Here is a 16,175-nt window from a genome sequence, read left to right on the forward strand (position 1 = left end):
GGTGGACATGACCGTCCACCCCCGGGTGCCGCGGTCTGTCAGCCCTTGGACTTGGCCGGGGCCTTCTTCGCGGCGGGCTTCTTCGCGGCGGTCGTCGTGCGGCGCGCGGGGGTGCGCTTGGGGGCGGGGCCCTTGGCGCGCTTCTCCGCGAGCAGTTCGCTGGCCCGCTCGTCGGTGAGGGTCTCGACGTTGTCGGCCTTGCGCAGCGAGGCGTTGGTCTCGCCATCGGTGACGTACGGGCCGAACCGGCCGTCCTTGACCACCATCGGCTTCTTCGAGACCGGGTCCTCACCCATCTCGCGCAGCGGCGGGGCCGACGCGGCGGCCTGCCTGCCGCGCTTCTTGGGCTCGGCGTAGATCTTGAGCGCCTCGTCCAGGGTCACCGAGAAGATCTGGTCCTCGCCGGTCAGCGACCGGGAGTCGGTGCCCTTCTTGAGGTAGGGCCCGTACCGGCCGTTCTGCGCGGTGATCTCCTCGCCGGAGGTCGGGTCGGTGCCCACCACCCGCGGCAGGGAGAGCAGCTTGAGCGCGTCGTCGAGGGTGACGGTGTCCAGCGACATCGACTTGAACAGCGAGCCGGTGCGCGGCTTGGGCTTCGCCGGGGCCTTGGCGCGGGTCTTCTTGGCGCCCTCGACCGGGGCCGGGGGTTCCTCCGGCTCGGGCAGGACCTCGGTGACGTAGGGGCCGAACCGGCCCTCCTTGGCCACGACCTCGTGCCCGGTGACCGGGTCGGTGCCCAGGCTGCGCCCCTCCATCGGGGTGGCGAACAGCTTCTCGGCCAGTTCCAGGTCCAGCTCGTCCGGCGGCAGGTCCTCGGGCAGGTTCGCCCGCTGCGGCTGGGCCTCGCCCTCGACCTCGCGCTCCAGGTACGGCCCGTAGCGGCCGACCCGGACGACGATGGGGCGGTCCTCGGCGTCGGAGAACACCGGGATCGAGTTCACGACCTTGGCGTCGATGTTGTCCACACCGGAGCCGACGAGCTGCTTGAGCCCGCCGGAGCGGCCCACCGAGCCCTCCGGGCCGACGGTGCCGCCGAAGTAGAACCCGGACAGCCAGTCGGTGCGCTGCTGGGTGCCCGCGGCGATGCCGTCGAGCTCCTCCTCCATGGCGGCGGTGAAGTCGTAGTCGACCAGCCGCTCGAAGTGCTGCTCGAGCAGGCCCACCACGGAGAACGCGATCCACGACGGGACCAGGGCGGAGCCCTTCTTCCACACGTAGCCGCGGTCCTGGATGGTGTTGATGATGGAGGCGTAGGTCGACGGGCGGCCGATGCCCAGCTCCTCGAGCGCCTTGACCAGGCTGGGCTCGGAGTAGCGCGGCGGCGGGCTGGTGCTGTGCCCGTCGGCGGACAGGTCGGTCGCGGTGACCGCGTGGCCCTTGGTCAGCAGCGGCAGCCTGCGCTCGGAGTCGTCGGCCTCGCCGCCCTCCTCGGAGTCGACCGCCTCGACGTAGGCGCGCAGGAAGCCGGGGAAGGTGATGGTGCGACCCGAGGAGGAGAACACGCACTCCTCGCCGCTGGAGGCGTTGCCGGTGATCCGCACGGTCATGGTGGTGCCGCGCACGTCGGCCATCTGGGAGGCGATGGTGCGCTGCCAGATCAGCTCGTAGAGGCGGAACTCGTCGGTCTCCAGCTCACCGGCCACCTGCCCGGGGGTGCGGAACACCTCACCGGCGGGGCGGATGGCCTCGTGCGCCTCCTGGGCGTTCTTGACCTTCCGGGTGTACTGCCGGGGGGTCGGGTGCACGAACTGGGCGCCGTAGAGGTCGGTGGCCTGCGAGCGGGCCGCGTCGATCGCCGTCTCCGACAGCGTGGTGCTGTCGGTTCGCATGTAGGTGATGTAGCCGTTCTCGTACAGCCGCTGGGCGGTGCGCATGGTCCGGTCCGAGCCGAAGCGCAGCTTGCGGCCCGCCTCCTGCTGCAGCGTGGAGGTCATGAACGGCGCGTACGGCTTGCGGGTGTAGGGCTTCTCCTCGACGCTGGAGACGGTGAGGTGCGCACCGGCCAGGGCCTGGGTGAGCCGCTGGGCCTCGGGTTCGGCGAGCAGCAGCACCTCGGCGCCTGCCTTGAGCTTGCCGTCCTGGCCGAAGTCGCGGCCGGTGGCCAGCCGCACGCCGTCGACGGAGAGCAGCCGGGAGCCGAAGGTGGGCGGCTCGGCCTCCTTGCCCGCGTCCATGGTCGCGGCGATGTCCCAGTAGTTGGCCGCGACGAACGCCATCCGCTCGCGCTCGCGCTGCACCACGATCCGGGTGGCCACCGACTGCACGCGGCCCGCCGACAGCCGCGGCATGACCTTCTTCCACAGCACCGGGCTGACCTCGTAGCCGTAGAGGCGGTCGAGGATGCGCCGGGTCTCCTGGGCGTCGACCAGGTCGCGGTCGAGGTCGCGGGTGTTCTGCGCGGCGGCGATGATGGCGGGCTCGGTGATCTCGTGGAAGACCATCCGGCGCACCGGCACCTTGGGCTTGAGCGCCTCCAGCAGGTGCCAGGCGATGGCCTCGCCCTCGCGGTCGCCGTCCGTGGCCAGGTACAGCTCGTCGACGTCCTTGAGCAGGCTCTTGAGCTCGGTCACCGTGGACTTCTTGTCCGGGGTGACGATGTAGATCGGCTCGAAGCCGTGGTCGACGTTGACGCCGAGGTTGGACCAGGACTCGCCCTTGTACTTCTCCGGCACCTCCGCGGCCTTGCGCGGCAGGTCGCGGATGTGGCCCCGGGAGGACTCGACGACGAAGTTGCGGCCGAGGTAGGAGGCGATCTTGCGGGCCTTGGCGGGTGATTCGACGATCACCAGCCGCCGCAGTTCGGCACCGCCGGTACCTGCGCTTTTCTTCGTCGCTGCCACGCTGTCCCGCTTCCTGTGAACCCCGTACCAAGCCTGCGTCAGCCAGTCAGTGTGCACGCTGATGAGGAAAAGCCCTATTCCAGGTTGCCCAGCGCTGGAGATCGGCCGACCGAGTATGACCCCCTTTCCACCAGTAGCACGCTCAGGACACGGCGCGCATCCGGGAAACGGCGGGCCACTGGTCGGCGCACCCCGGTCCGGTGGGCGGGCCGACCAGTTCCAGCAGCCGGGCCAGCCTGCGCCTGCCGACCACGCGCAGGCCCGGGACCTCGCCCTTCGCGGTCGGGGCGGTGGCCGGCAGGCCGCAGCGCAGCAGGGCCTCGGCCAGCGGGGCGTGGGTGTGCGGGGCGGTCGGGTCGAGGGGCAGCAGGTAGCCCCCGTCGGTCCAGCGCCCGGCCGCGAGCACCCACATGCGCAGCGCGGCGCCGTCGGGGAGGAAGCAGTCGGGGACGGCCTTGCCGCCCGCGGGGTCGGTCCAGGCGCTCGCCAGCGGGGCCAGGTCGCGGCGGAAGGCGGTGCTCAACCGTGGGCCGCCGGACTCCTCGCAGGTTCGGACCTCGGCCGCCACCCCGCGCTCGGCGCAGGCTTTGACCAGGGCGTTCGCCCGCCACTGGTCGTCGACGGGGAGGAGGAGCCGGGCGGTGGCGCGGGCGAAGACGGCCGTGCGCCCCGGCCCGCACAGCAGCCCCGCGAGGTCGGCGACGCCGGGGTGGCTGACCTCCGCGGAGAAGATCGACATCTGCTGCGCCACGACAGGCAGAATAGAACAAGGGTTCGACTGGCGGAAGCGCCCGGAATCGGTTCAGCGACGCAGCGCGGGCACGTCGGCACACTGCGGTGCCTGCTGCGCCCATCGGGTGAATTCCGAATCGGGTTCGACCCGGAGCGGTTCCGGTGGCACCGCCGACGTGATCCGGGGCACCACCTCGGCCAGCGCGGTCAGCGCCGCTCCCGCGCTCGGATCACCCCGCAGGGTGATCAACGCCGCGTCGAGGGGAGCGCGCACGGCGTCGTAGGCGGACGCCGCGCCCGCGGCCACAGCATCACCGCCGGTCACGGGGGATGAGCGCAGCCTGGTCGCGGTGTCCACGGCCTCGGTCAGACCCCGGGTGACGGACGTGAGGTAGGTCTCCACCGCGCTGCGCACCGCGGCCGGGTCGGCGGGGTCGGCAACCGGGGGCGGGGTGGCCAGCACGGCGGACGCCGAGGTCACCGCCGCGCACAGTTCACCCGACCAGGCGATCTTGGCCGCCGGGTCGTCGCCGGTCGTCCCGGTGCACCCGACCGCGGCGGCGAGGACCAGCCCCACCACGGCGGCCCCGGCGCTCAGGACCCCGGGGCGGCGGATGCCGGTTCCAGGGCGACAACGGGGCGACGTGACATTGAGCACTCCTCAGCCGGGGGCGCCGGAAATCGCTCCGATGCTCGCACGCGCGCACCGGGAACGCCGACCGGGGCTCGACCGGCGTGCGCCGGTCGAGCCCCGGTCGGGTGCGGCGGATCAGGGCCGGTTGGCCGCCTCCGCGGGCGCGTCGGCGATGGCCGTGCCGCGCCGCTTGGAGATCACCACGGCCACCACGATCAGCACCAGGGCGACCACCGCGATGCTCACCCGCAGCCCGGTCGAGGCGTCCGCGCCGACCGACCAGCCCACGATGGCGGGCGCGATCAGCACCGAGACCAGGTTCATCACCTTGATCAGCGGGTTGATCGCCGGACCGGCGGTGTCCTTGAACGGGTCGCCGACGGTGTCGCCGATGACCGTGGCGGCGTGCGCCTCGGACCCCTTGCCGCCGTGGTTGCCGTCCTCGACCAGCTTCTTCGCGTTGTCCCAGGCGCCACCGGAGTTGGCCAGGAACACCGCCATCAGCGTGCCGGTGGCGATCGCGCCGCCCAGGTACCCGGCCAGCGGCCCGACCCCGAGGCCGAACCCGACCGCGATCGGCGCCAGCACCGCCAGCAGGCCCGGGGTGGCCAGCTCGCGCAGCGAGTCGCGGGTGCAGATGTCCACGACCCTGCCGTACTCCGGCTTGCCGGTGCCCTCCATGATCCCCGGGATCTCCCGGAACTGGCGGCGCACCTCGAACACGATCGCGCCCGCCGCCCTGGTCACCGCGTTGATCGCCAGGCCGGAGAACATGAACACCACCGCCGCGCCGATCAGCACGCCGACCAGCACGTCCGGGCTGAACACCAGGAACGCGGTCGGGTCGAACGTCTCCCCGGCCTTCACCAGCGCCTTGCCGATGGCGTCCTGGTAGGAGCCGAACAGGGCGGTCGCCGCCAGCACCGCGGTGGCGATGGCGATGCCCTTGGTGATGGCCTTGGTGGTGTTGCCGACCGCGTCCAGCTCGGTGAGGATCTTCGCGCCCTCGTCGGTCACGTCGCCGGACATCTCCGCGATGCCCTGGGCGTTGTCCGACACCGGCCCGAAGGTGTCCATGGCGACGATCACGCCGACCGTGGTCAGCAGCCCGCAGCCCGCCAGCGCGATGGCGAACAGCGCCACCACGACCGAACCGGACAGCAGGAACGCGCCGTACACCGCCGCGCCGATGACCAGCGCGGTGTAGACCGCCGACTCGAAGCCGACTGAGATGCCGGACAGGACCACGGTCGCCGCACCGGTCAGCGAGGTCTTGCCGACCTCCTTGACCGGCTTGTACTCGGTGCCGGTGTAGTAGCCGGTCAACCAGAGGATGACCCCCGCCAGCACGATGCCGATGATCACGGCCACCGCGGCGATCAGCGCCGGGTTGCCCGCGGTGCTCGCCTGGGTGCCGTCGGTCAGCGCGGAGAACGAGCTCGGCAGGAAGATGAACGCCGCCGCGGTGCACAGCACGGCCGAGATCAGCGCCGAGATGTAGAACGAGCGGTTGATCGTCGTCAGCCCGCTCTCCCCCGCCCTGGCCCTGGTGATGTAGACGCCGAGCATCGCGGTGACCACGCCGAGCGCCGGGACGATCAGCGGGAACAGCAGGCCCTTGGAGCCGAACGCGGTGGAGCCCAGGATGAGCGCCGCGACCAGCGTGACCGCGTAGGACTCGAACAGGTCGGCCGCCATGCCCGCGCAGTCGCCGACGTTGTCGCCCACGTTGTCGGCGATGGTCGCCGCGTTGCGCGGGTCGTCCTCGGGGATGCCCTGCTCGACCTTGCCGACGAGGTCGGCGCCCACGTCGGCGGCCTTGGTGAAGATGCCGCCGCCGACCCGCATGAACATCGCGATCAGCGCGGCGCCGAAGCCGAAGCCCTCCAGCACCTTGGGCGCGGCGCCGGTGTAGACCAGCACCACGATGGCCGCCCCGAACAGGCCGAGGCCGACCGTCGCCATGCCCACGGCGCCGCCGGTGCGGAACGCGATCCTGGTGGCGGTCTCCCGGCCCCCCTGCTCGTTGGCCGCGGCCGCGACGCGCAGGTTGGCCTGGGTGGCCAGCCACATGCCGAGGTACCCGATGGCGAACGAGAAGACGGCGCCGACCAGGAAGAACAGCGATCGTCCTATCCGTTCACCACCGCTGTCGGCCGGTAGCAGGAACAGCAGCAGGAACACCACTGTGCCGAAGACCAGCAGGGTGTTGCGCTGTCGCTTGAGATACGCCGCCGCGCCTTCCTGGACCGCCCTGGCGATGTCCTGCATCTTCAGGGTGCCCTGGCCCGCGGCCAGGACCTCCCTGATGAGGACGTACCCGACGGCGAGCGCGGCTAGGGCGATCACGGCGACCACGACGACGACACCGCGGTCGCCGCCGGTGAGTGTCAGATCTGCCGCGAGGGACTGCCCGGACATCCGGCCTCCTGAGGATCTGCCTGGTGTTCAGCGCCGGCCGACCGCCACTACCACACGACGTCCACCGACCCCGTTTGCACGTGTGGGCCACCACAATCAGTGGTCCGCTCGGGAGTCTATTGGTAAAGCGGATCACTGACGCGAATCTGTTCCACACCGTGCACCCTCCGTTATGCAACACCGTCGTAGTGTGATCGAAATCTCATGATCACACCGCGTGTCGCCCCGCGGAGCACGGGAACCTCGTACACCTGTGCGAAAATCGGGGGGTGCGTGTCGAGTCGGCCACAGATCTCCCGGCGGTCGCGGCTCTCCCGGCGGGCGCGGCGGAGCCGGACCGGGGCACCCACCTGCTCAGGCGGGTGCTCGCCGGGGTGCCTGCGGGCGAGGAGCCGCTGACCCACGTCGCCGAGCTGCCCGAGCGGGCGGCCAGGGTGGTCCCGTGGCCGGAGTGGACGCCCGACCCCGTGCGCGCCGCGTTCACCGCGTGCGGCGTGCGCGAACCGTGGTCGCACCAGGTCGAGGCGGCCGAGCACGCGCACGCGGGCCGCAGCGTGGTCATCGCCACCGGCACCGCCTCCGGGAAGTCTCTGGCCTACCAGCTTCCGGTGCTGACCGCCCTGACCGGCGACACCCGCGCCACCGCGCTCTACCTCTCCCCCACCAAGGCCCTCGGCGCCGACCAGTTGCGCTCGGTCTCCGCCCTCGACCTCCCCGGCGTCCGCGCCGCCTCCTTCGACGGCGACACCCCGACCGCCGAGCGCGACTGGGTGCGCGCGCACGCCCGCTGGGTGTTCACCAACCCGGACATGCTCCACCGCGGCATCCTGCCCGCCCACGGCCGCTGGTCGATGTTCTTCCGCCGCCTGCGCTACGTCGTCGTCGACGAGTGCCACTCCTACCGGGGCGTGTTCGGCTCGCACGTGGCCCTGCTGCTGCGCAGGCTGCGCCGGGTGTGCCGCCGCTACGGCGCCGACCCGGTGTTCGTGCTGGCCTCGGCCACGGTGTCGAACCCGGCCGCCTCCGCCACCCGCCTGTCCGGAGTGGACTGCGCAGCGGTCGCCGACGACGGCTCCCCGCGCGGCGCCCGCACGGTCGCCCTCTGGGAACCCCCGCTGCTCGACGACGTGGCGGGGGAGAACGGCGCCCCGGTCCGCCGCTCGGCGGGCGCCGAGTCCGCCCGCATCCTCGCCGACCTGGTGATCGAGGGGGCGCGCACGCTGGCGTTCGTCCGCTCCCGCCTGGGCGCGGAGCTGACGTCGCTCGGCGCCAAGCGCATCCTCGCCGAGGTCGACGCCGACCTGCCCGACCGGGTGGCCGCCTACCGCGCCGGGTTCCTCCCGGAGGAGCGCCGGGCCCTCGAAGCCGCCCTCGCCGACGGCCAGCTCCTGGGCGTGGCCAGCACGAACGCCCTGGAACTGGGTGTCGACATCGCGGGCCTCGACGCCGTGGTGGTCGCGGGCTACCCCGGGACCCTCGCCTCGTTCTGGCAGCAGGCGGGGCGGGCGGGCCGGGCGGGCGACGGCTCCCTGGTCGTCTTCGTGGCCAGGGACGACCCGCTGGACACCTACCTGGTGCACCACCCCGCCGCGGTCCTCGACAAGCCCGTCGAGGCCACCGTCACCGACCCGGGCAACCCGTACGTCCTGGCCCCGCAACTGGCCTGCGCCGCCGCCGAACTCCCGCTGACCGCGGACTGCCTCCCCGACTTCGGCGGCGAGCAGGCGCGGGCGGTCCTCGACGACCTGGTGGCCGAGGGAACCCTCCGCAAGCGGCCCACCGGCTGGTACTGGACCCAGCGCGAACGCCCGCACGGCCTGGTCGACATCCGCGGCTCGGGCGGCGACCAGATCGCCGTGGTGGAAGCGGACTCGGGCCGGATGCTCGGCACGGTCAACCCCGGCAACGCCTGCGCCACCGCGCACCCCGGCGCCATCTACCTGCACCAGGGCTCGTCGTACGTGGTCGACGAACTCGACCTGGAGTCCGGCCTGGCCATGGTCCACCCGGAAACCCCCGAGTGGACCACCACCCCGCGCGAACTGGTCGACATCACGATCCTCGACACGGTGTCGGAGACGGTCCACCCGGCCCTGGGCGGCGGCGAGGTCCGGGTCTGCCTGGGCGAGGTCGCGGTGACCTCGCAGGTCGTCGCCTACCTGCGCAAGCTCCCCAGCGGCGAGGTCCTGGACCAGATCCCCCTGGACCTCCCGGAGAACACCCTCCACACCCGCGCCGTCTGGTACACCCTCACCGAGGACCTGGTGACCGGGAAGGGCCTGGACCGAGCGGGCCTGAAGCGCTCGGAGGTCCCCGGCGCCCTGCACGCGGCGGAGCACGCCGCGATCGGCCTGCTGCCCCTGTTCGCCACCTGCGACCGCTGGGACATCGGCGGCGTCTCCACCGCCCTGCACCCCGACACCGAGCAGCCCACGGTCTTCGTCCACGACGGCCACCCCGGCGGAGCGGGTTTCGCCGACCGGGGCCACGCGGCCCTCATCCCGTGGCTGACCGCGACGAGGAAGGCGATAGCCGCCTGCGAGTGCCCCGAGGGCTGCCCCTCCTGCGTCCAGTCCCCCAAGTGCGGCAACGGCAATGACCCGTTGAACAAGAAGGGCGCCATAGCCGTGCTCACCACAGTCCTCAACACCATCCGGGACTGATCACGCGGACCCGGAGATCCTGCGGGGCCGGAACACAGTGGGCTTGGGAAAGCAGCGAGCGGGAAGCAGCGGGGTGGGAAAAGCAGCGGCGCCGGGGGGCGCCGACAAGATGTCGGCGCGCAACCCCGGCGCGCTGCCTGCCACCGAGCCCGCGGCGATCCGTCTGCGACCGCGGCGCTCGGACTCTGGGAACCGATCGGCGGGGACTACCGGTCGTCGACACCTGGGAGGCGGATGGTGTCGAGCGGATGGCATTCCCGGGGCGGGTTTCGCCGACCGCGGCCTGGTGGCCGCTCGTCCCAGATCCGTGCGCGTGCGGGAGACGGACGCCTCCAGCGGAGCTCGGCTGGCTGCCGGTCCGGCGGCGACACGCACCAGGGGCGGAAGGGGTGTCGCCGTCGCGGACTGGCGGGAGTGGTGGTCCGTGCTCGCGGCGGGCGTGCACGGGATCGACCACAGTGGTCATTCAGTTGTGGGTCTGTCGCACTCGGACCGGAACCGGTCGAGCTAGTCGGCGGTGACCAACTGGGTGGCCAACCGGTCGTAGGTGGGCAGCCCCAACGCGTCGAGCAGCGCGTCCTGCACCACCCGCGACGCCGGGATCTGCCACCCGCACACCTCGGGCTTGACCCGCCAGTGCACGACGCCGTGGCTGGCCGGGCTCGGCGGCAGGGTGATCCACTCACCCGCACCGCGCAGGACCACACCGCTCTCGGCGAGTTCGGCGTCGAGCGCCCGGTCCGAAGTGGTCAGGAACAACCACTTGCTGTCCGGCGTGGCGATGATCGGCACCGGCACCCCCACGGAGCGCAGCACACCCGCGGCCCGGCGACCCAGTTCGACGTCGACCTCGATGGCGTCGTACCCGGCACCGGTGGCCAGCAGCAGGCTGTAGGGCTGCCCGGCCCACCAGGTGGCGACCTGGTCGGACCGGGTGCCGATCCGCGCCTGCCAGTCGTCGTGCACCGGAACCGGCCCGGTGGCCTCGAAGTCCTGTCGGCCCGCCCACTGCGCACCGGCCGGGTAGGTGCCCGGGAGTACCGGCCATCCGCGGAACGCGAGACCGATGGCCTCCGCGCGGAGTTCGACCTGGAACGCCCTGCGCCAGCTATCCGACCTTTCGCTACCGATCATCTCGGGCGGTGCCTCCTCGGGTGGCGGGGGCCGGGTTGGCTCCCTGTGGAGAACTCAACGCCATGGGTGCCCCACACGGAACTCACCGTCGACCACTGGTCGTTTTGGCAAGATGAGCGCCGACAACGAGAACGGCCGACCTAAGCCCAGCCGACCGATCACCGACGCCGCGGCCATCACTCGGACGTGGGCACCCACCGAGCAGCGCCGCCCACCTGGCAGCACTACGGAAAGCGCCACCCACCAGCAGAAACAACCCGCTACACGCTGGGTGACCCACCTCCGCGAACAGTCGGTGAACAACTTCCGCGATGCCGTTCACCGTTCCACGGCGACCGCTTGACCCCCGACCCGATCACACGGGCCCGGCCACCGCGACCGCGCGTCCACTCCTGACTCCCGCCAACACCCCCGGTGGCCGCGCCACCACGACCACGGACACGACGAACCCGTCGACCCGGCACCCGACCACCTCCACCCGCATCCGATCCGCCACCCACCGCGCCCGGTCACAGGCCCACCGCTCCCCGTCGACAGCCCGCCCCGCCCCGGCCAGCGCGGCCAGGTCAGCGGCGGCCTCGGCCCGGTGCCGGGTCACGACGGCCGACCCGAGCAGGACGCCGAACCCCGCCACCACCACCAGCGCCATGATCACCCCCGCCGCCCACACGGTGGCGAACCCGCCGTCGCCCGCCCCACCGCGCCCACACCGCGAGACCGATCCACCCGGCGGAGCTGCGCCCGGAGCGGCAGTGCCCGGCGGAGGCCTGCCCGATGAAGCCGCACCCGGTGCAACGACACCCGGTACAGCCACGCCCGGCGGGGCAGCGCCCAGTGAAGCCGCACTTGGTGCAGTTGTGCCCGGTGCAGCGGCGGTCCGAGCGGGCAGTGCCGGGGCGTTGACCGCGGTCACGGAAGTCCTGATCACGGGAGCACCGGTTCCGGGAGCACCGGTCATGGAATCACCCCCTCCGGTTCGGCGACGGCGTACGCCTCGGCTGTCAGGTCCACCCCGGGGAGCAACCCGCCGACCGGGGCCGCGTGGACCACGACGGTCACCTCGTCACCGGACCGGCGGATGTCGACCGCGGCGCCGGGCGGCGCGATGGCCACCGCGGCGGCGCGGCCGCGCTCGGGTTCGCCGCGGGCGGCGAGCCGCGCGGCTTCCCTGGCGGCGTCGACGCACCGGACCTGCGCGGACAGGGCCGAGATCCCGCCCAGGGCGAAGGCCAGGACGAGCACGATCGCCCCGAGCGCCACCGCGGCCTCCACGGTGACCGCTCCCCGGTCGGCCATCACGGCTCGAACGAGAGGGCCCGCCGCACCAGCCCGAGCAGCCCCGCGGCGACCTCCCCTCCGGTGACGACGGAGTACAGCAGCATCGCCAGCGCCGCGGCGACGAGCAATCCGATCGAGTACTCCACGGTGCTCATCCCGGGATCGGACAGCACCCTCTCCTGTTTGCGCACAACATCTCCCTTCTCAGTGGTGTCAGATCGGTGGTGTCAGAACTGGGTGGACAACCGGGCCACCAGGCCGATGACCACGGGCGCGACCCCCAGGCAGAGAAAGGCGGGGAGGAAGCACAGCCCCAGCGGACCGGTGACCCGCACCGCCGCGCGCTGGGCCTTCTCCTCGGCCAGGTCGGTCGCCTGCTCGCGCACGCCCGCCGCCAGCGCCCGGGCCACCCCGGCGAGTGCCGCCCCGGAGCGGGTGGTGCGGCGGGCACCCCGGGCCAGCTCGGCGGTCTCGGGGCAGGCGAGGGCCACGGCCCACGCGCGCGCCGGGTCGGCACCCATGGCGAGCAGGTCGGCGGTGTCGCGGAGGGCGGCCCCCGCCCGCCCGGGCAGGTCGCCCGCCACCACCCGCACCGCGGTGGGCACCGGCATCCCGGAGGTGAGGCAGGCGGCGAGCAGGTCCCACCCGGCCGCCAACCCGAGCCGGTCCACCGGCGGTGGCCGGGGTCGCAGCAGCCGCACCGCACCCCACCAGGCCCCAGCCCCGACCGCGATCCCGATCCCCACACCGGCGTTCACCGCGACGGCAGCCCCCACCGCGACCCCGGCCACCACCGGCAATGGCACCCGCCACCGCCGACGGACGACTCCGCCCAGCCCCGCCAACCGCTGCCCGGCCCGACCGGGCGGAACCCCGACCACCACCGCCACGGCCAGCAGTAGGAACGACAGGCTCATCACGGGACCCCCCGATTCGCCGACCGCACAGCACCAGCAGCGCCTGCTGTCGGCACCGGACTCATCACACAACTTCCCGGTTCGCCCCGAGTACGAGCGCCACACCGCCGCAAGCGCAACAACAGGCCCATCTCACGACCACCCGGTTCGCCCCAGGTACGAGCGCCACACCGCCGCAAGCGCAACGACCGCAACGACCGGCTCATCCCACGACCTCCCGGTTCGTCTCGGATGCGAGCGCCACACCGCCGCGAGTGCGACTGCCTCGGCGCGGGCTCATCGGAAAACCACCTGGCCGGTCAGGTGCGACGTCCAGGCGACACCCGCCGCGGCGAGCGCGACGCCGAGCACCAGGAGGACCTGACCCGCCGGTGTGGTGAACACCGCCAGGGGTGCGGCGCCCATGGCCTCGCCGAGGAGGACACCGAGGACCGGCAGGGCGGCGAGGACGGCGGCGCTGGTCCTGGGACCCGCCATCCTGGCGTCGACCTGGTGGGCGAAGCGGGCCCGGTGGTCGAGGTCGCGGCGGACGGCATCGAGGACCTCGGCCAGGGGGAGGCCGTGGCGACCCGCCAGGTCCCACGCCCGACCGACTCGCCGGGTGGCGGCGGACAGGGTGGCGGGGAGTTCCGCACGGGCCAGCGCGGCACCGACGCCACCCCCGAGCCGGGCCGCGGCGGCGGCTGCGCGCAGGGCCTTGGCCGAGGCCGGGTCGGCGTCGACGGCGGCGTGCTCGGCCGCGGTGGCGGGGTGCGCGCCCACGGTCAGCTCCGACACCAGGGCCCGCACGGATTCGGCGAATCCCTCGATCCCGGCCAGGGTCTCGCGCGAGCGCCGCCGGGCCAGCCGACCGCGCCACACGCTCACCCCGGCGATGCAGGCGGCCACCGCCCCGCCCGCTCCGAAGGGAACCCACCCCACCAGCCCGCACCCGGCGACGACCAGCACCGTGCGCGGTCGAGGCGGCGCCCACCGCCGCACCCGTGGCCCCCGCAAGGCCCGCAGCCTCCGCGCGGCAGCACCGGACGGCCACGACAACACCGCCCCGGCCACGAACAGCAGACCCAGCACGCCCCATCCTCCCTGCACCCGATCCGACTACCTTCCACAAAGGACATAATGTGGAATCGACCCGAAAGACCGCTCTGCCCCACCCAAGCCGCACCGCCCTGTCCGGCGTCGCCGAATCCACAGCCGCCGAATCCACAGACGCCGAAACCGCATGCGCCGAAACCGCCTCGATGGTCGCCGTCAGTCGCCGCATGGTCGACCCCCTCGCCCGGCCAGAAGGCGGTCCAGGTCGGCACGCCCCTCGGCCCACTCACCCGCGCGCCACACCGGGCGCACGGTCACACCACCCGCCGGGCGGACCACCAAGCCGATCTCGGTAAGGCGCCGCTCGCCGGTGCCCAGTCGTCTCATGTGGAGGATCACGTGGACGGCCGCGGCGAATTGGCTGTGCAGGGCGGTTCGGGACAGACCGCCCAGGGCGGCCAGGGCCTCCAGCCGGGCGGGCACTTCGGCGGGGGCGTTGGCGTGGACCGTTCCGGCGCCGCCGTCGTGACCGGTGTTGAGCGCGGACAGGAGGTCGCAGACCTCGGCGCCGCGGACCTCGCCGACGACGATGCGGTCGGGGCGCATGCGCAGGCCTTGGCGCACCAGGTCGCGGAGGGTGACCTCGCCCGCGCCCTCGACGTTGGGCGGGCGGGCGAGGAGCCGGACGAACTGGGGGTGCCCGGGCTCCAGCTCACCCGCGTCCTCGACGCAGACGATCCGCTCGGTGGGTGGGACCCGGCCGAGGAGACCTGCCAGCAGGGTGGTCTTCCCGCTGCCGGTGCCACCGGAGACCAGGAACGCCAAGCGGGCCGTGATGATCGCGTCGAGGAGGTGGTGCACGGCGTCGTCGAAGGTGCCCAGTGCCCGGAGGGCGGTGAGGTCGTGGGAGGCGGGGCGCAGGACGCGCAGGGACAGGCAGGTTCCCGCCGCGGCGATCGGGGCGAGGACGGCGTGCATCCGGACCCGGCCACCGGTGGTGGGCAGCCAGCCGTCGACGCAGGGCTGGGCGTCGTCGAGCCTGCGGCCCGCGGACATGGCCAGGCGCTGGGCGAGCCTGCGGACGGCGTCCTCGTCGGTGAAGCGGACGCCGGTGCGGCGGAGGCCGTCCGCGCCGTCGACCCAGACCTGGTCGGGCCCGGTGACCAGGACGTCGGTCGTGGCCGGGTCGCGCAGCAGCGGGTCCAGCGGTCCGGCGCCGATGAACTCCTGCTCCAGCAGGGTGAGTGCGGCGAGCACGTCGCCGTCGCCGAGGACGCCGTCGGCTTCCGCGCGCACGGCCTCGGCCACCGCGGCCGCGGACATGTCGGCTTCCCGGCCCGCGAGGCGGGTGCGGACCCGGTCGACGAGGTCGAGGGCAGCCATCGGGGAACTCCTTTCGCAGTGGGGGTCACGCGCGGGTGAGGAAGGGTCGGGCTCGCGGTATCCGCGAACCCGGTGGGTGGGCGAGGGCGCGCAGGACGACCCGGGCCGCCCGGGCGATGGAGCCGCTGAGCCGGAACCCACCGTTCTCGATCGAGTGCGCCAGAACGGGATCGGTCTTGACCGTCGCCAGCAGCGGCAGTCCGACCGCCTCCGCGATCGCGTTCGGGCTCAGCGCCGACGGCCCGGGTACCCGCACGACCAGGCCGGGCCGCACACCGCGGTCGGCCAGGTGCGCTACGACCCGGCGGGTGGCCGAGGCGGCGCGCAGCTCGGCCGGGGCGATGACCACGGTGAGGTCAGCCCGGTCGAGGGCGGCGTGCGCGGCCGGGTCGGGTGCTCGCGGCAGGTCGCAGACCACGGTCTCGCCGCCCCGCCTGCCCGCGTCGACCACGGCCGCCACCGCCTCGGGCGCCGGGCCGTCGCCGTCGCGGGCGCTGGAGAGCAGCGTCAGCCTGGCCCCGGACCGGGTGTGGCCGGGCAGCGCGGAACGCAGGCTGGACACCGGGACGCGCCCGGACCGCAGTCGGACGTCCGGCCACCGCAGGCCGGGTTGGTCCTCGGCCGAGAGCACCAGGTCGAGGCCGCCGCCCAGGGGGTCGCAGTCGACCAGCAGCGTGCCGGTGCCCAGTTCCAGCGCCGACAACCCGAGCGCGGCGGCGAACGTGGACGCGCCCGCCCCACCCCGGCCGCCGACCACCGCCAGCACCCGGCCCGCCGTGCCCGCAGGCGCGTCGGCCGCGTCGGCGAGGGCACCGACCAGCCAGGTCTGCCCGGCGGGCAGCTCCACCACCCTGGCGACCCCGACGCCCACCGCCTGCTCCCACAGAGCGGGTGGTGGTGGGCCGGTGGCGACCAGCACCACCGCTTCCCGCCGGGGCAGCGCCGCCGACCGGCACCGCGCCACCGCCTCCCCGTCGAGGACGACCAGCGGCGCCACCGGCCAGCGGGCGCGCAGCGCGGCGACGTCCGCGACCCGCTCGACCTCGGTGCCCGCGGCGGCGGCCAGGCGCAGCACCTCGTCGAGGACGGCGGTGTCGTGGACGCAGACGACCGGACGGTCCATGGTTCCCCCTCTTGC

13 protein-coding genes are annotated in these 16,175 nt (G+C 73.4%); 1 reads left to right on the forward strand and 12 read right to left on the reverse strand.

Features of this window, described 5'->3' with window-relative positions; translation table 11 throughout:
- Positions 1–38: 38 nt before the first annotated feature.
- The 4 genes from topA to DFQ13_RS07045 all read right to left on the reverse strand — a co-directional run bounded on the left by topA (position 39) and on the right by DFQ13_RS07045 (position 6,627).
- Positions 39–2,840, reverse strand: a complete 2,802-nt coding sequence (gene topA / locus DFQ13_RS07030) for a type I DNA topoisomerase (protein WP_035287277.1) — start codon at positions 2,838–2,840, stop codon at positions 39–41.
- Positions 2,841–2,982: 142 nt separating this feature from the next.
- A complete protein-coding gene (locus DFQ13_RS07035) occupies positions 2,983–3,591 on the reverse strand; it encodes a hypothetical protein (RefSeq protein WP_233427839.1) in 609 nt (202 codons plus the stop codon).
- A gap of 51 nt (positions 3,592–3,642) precedes the next feature.
- Positions 3,643–4,152 (reverse strand): hypothetical protein, encoded by a 510-nt coding sequence (locus DFQ13_RS07040; RefSeq protein ID WP_110079220.1) that lies wholly within the window; start codon positions 4,150–4,152, stop codon positions 3,643–3,645.
- Positions 4,153–4,341: 189 nt separating this feature from the next.
- Positions 4,342–6,627 carry a sodium-translocating pyrophosphatase gene (locus tag DFQ13_RS07045; RefSeq protein ID WP_035287274.1) on the reverse strand — a complete coding sequence of 762 codons (2,286 nt, stop codon included), beginning with the start codon at positions 6,625–6,627 and terminating at the stop codon, positions 4,342–4,344.
- Positions 6,628–6,989: 362 nt separating this feature from the next.
- On the opposite strand from DFQ13_RS07045, the gene DFQ13_RS07050 reads away from it, so the two are divergent.
- Positions 6,990–9,290: a DEAD/DEAH box helicase gene (locus tag DFQ13_RS07050; RefSeq protein ID WP_110079339.1), complete on the forward strand. Its 2,301-nt coding sequence runs from the start codon at positions 6,990–6,992 to the stop codon at positions 9,288–9,290.
- A gap of 507 nt (positions 9,291–9,797) precedes the next feature.
- Here the strand turns inward: DFQ13_RS07050 and DFQ13_RS07055 are convergent.
- From DFQ13_RS07055 to ssd, 8 genes are all read right to left on the reverse strand, one after another.
- Positions 9,798–10,424 (reverse strand): bifunctional DNA primase/polymerase, encoded by a 627-nt coding sequence (locus DFQ13_RS07055; RefSeq protein ID WP_110079221.1) that lies wholly within the window; start codon positions 10,422–10,424, stop codon positions 9,798–9,800.
- A 355-nt stretch (positions 10,425–10,779) separates the two neighbouring features.
- Positions 10,780–11,382: an Rv3654c family TadE-like protein gene (locus DFQ13_RS35530; RefSeq protein WP_110079222.1), complete on the reverse strand. Its 603-nt coding sequence runs from the start codon at positions 11,380–11,382 to the stop codon at positions 10,780–10,782.
- On the reverse strand, positions 11,379–11,720 hold the full coding sequence (locus tag DFQ13_RS07065; RefSeq protein ID WP_035287267.1) for a TadE family type IV pilus minor pilin: 342 nt from the start codon (positions 11,718–11,720) through the stop codon (positions 11,379–11,381). Before DFQ13_RS07065 ends, DFQ13_RS35530 begins: the two co-directional genes overlap by 4 nt.
- Entirely contained in the window at positions 11,720–11,893 is a 174-nt protein-coding gene (locus tag DFQ13_RS07070) for a DUF4244 domain-containing protein (protein WP_233427838.1), read from the reverse strand. Before DFQ13_RS07070 ends, DFQ13_RS07065 begins: the two co-directional genes overlap by 1 nt.
- A 36-nt stretch (positions 11,894–11,929) precedes the next feature.
- Positions 11,930–12,619 (reverse strand): type II secretion system F family protein, encoded by a 690-nt coding sequence (locus tag DFQ13_RS07075; protein ID WP_110079223.1) that lies wholly within the window; start codon positions 12,617–12,619, stop codon positions 11,930–11,932.
- A 276-nt stretch (positions 12,620–12,895) separates the two neighbouring features.
- Entirely contained in the window at positions 12,896–13,690 is a 795-nt protein-coding gene (locus DFQ13_RS07080; RefSeq protein WP_110079224.1) for a type II secretion system F family protein, read from the reverse strand.
- A gap of 180 nt (positions 13,691–13,870) precedes the next feature.
- Positions 13,871–15,037, reverse strand: coding sequence for a TadA family conjugal transfer-associated ATPase (locus DFQ13_RS07085; protein WP_110079225.1), 1,167 nt, complete (start codon positions 15,035–15,037; stop codon positions 13,871–13,873).
- Between the two features lie 25 nt (positions 15,038–15,062).
- The gene (gene ssd, locus DFQ13_RS07090) at positions 15,063–16,160 is read right to left on the reverse strand and encodes a septum site-determining protein Ssd (protein WP_110079226.1); all 1,098 of its coding nucleotides are present in this window, start codon (positions 16,158–16,160) and stop codon (positions 15,063–15,065) included.
- Positions 16,161–16,175 lie beyond the last annotated feature (15 nt).

The organism is Actinokineospora spheciospongiae (assembly GCF_003182415.1).
Classification (GTDB): Bacteria; Actinomycetota; Actinomycetes; order Mycobacteriales; family Pseudonocardiaceae; genus Actinokineospora; species Actinokineospora spheciospongiae.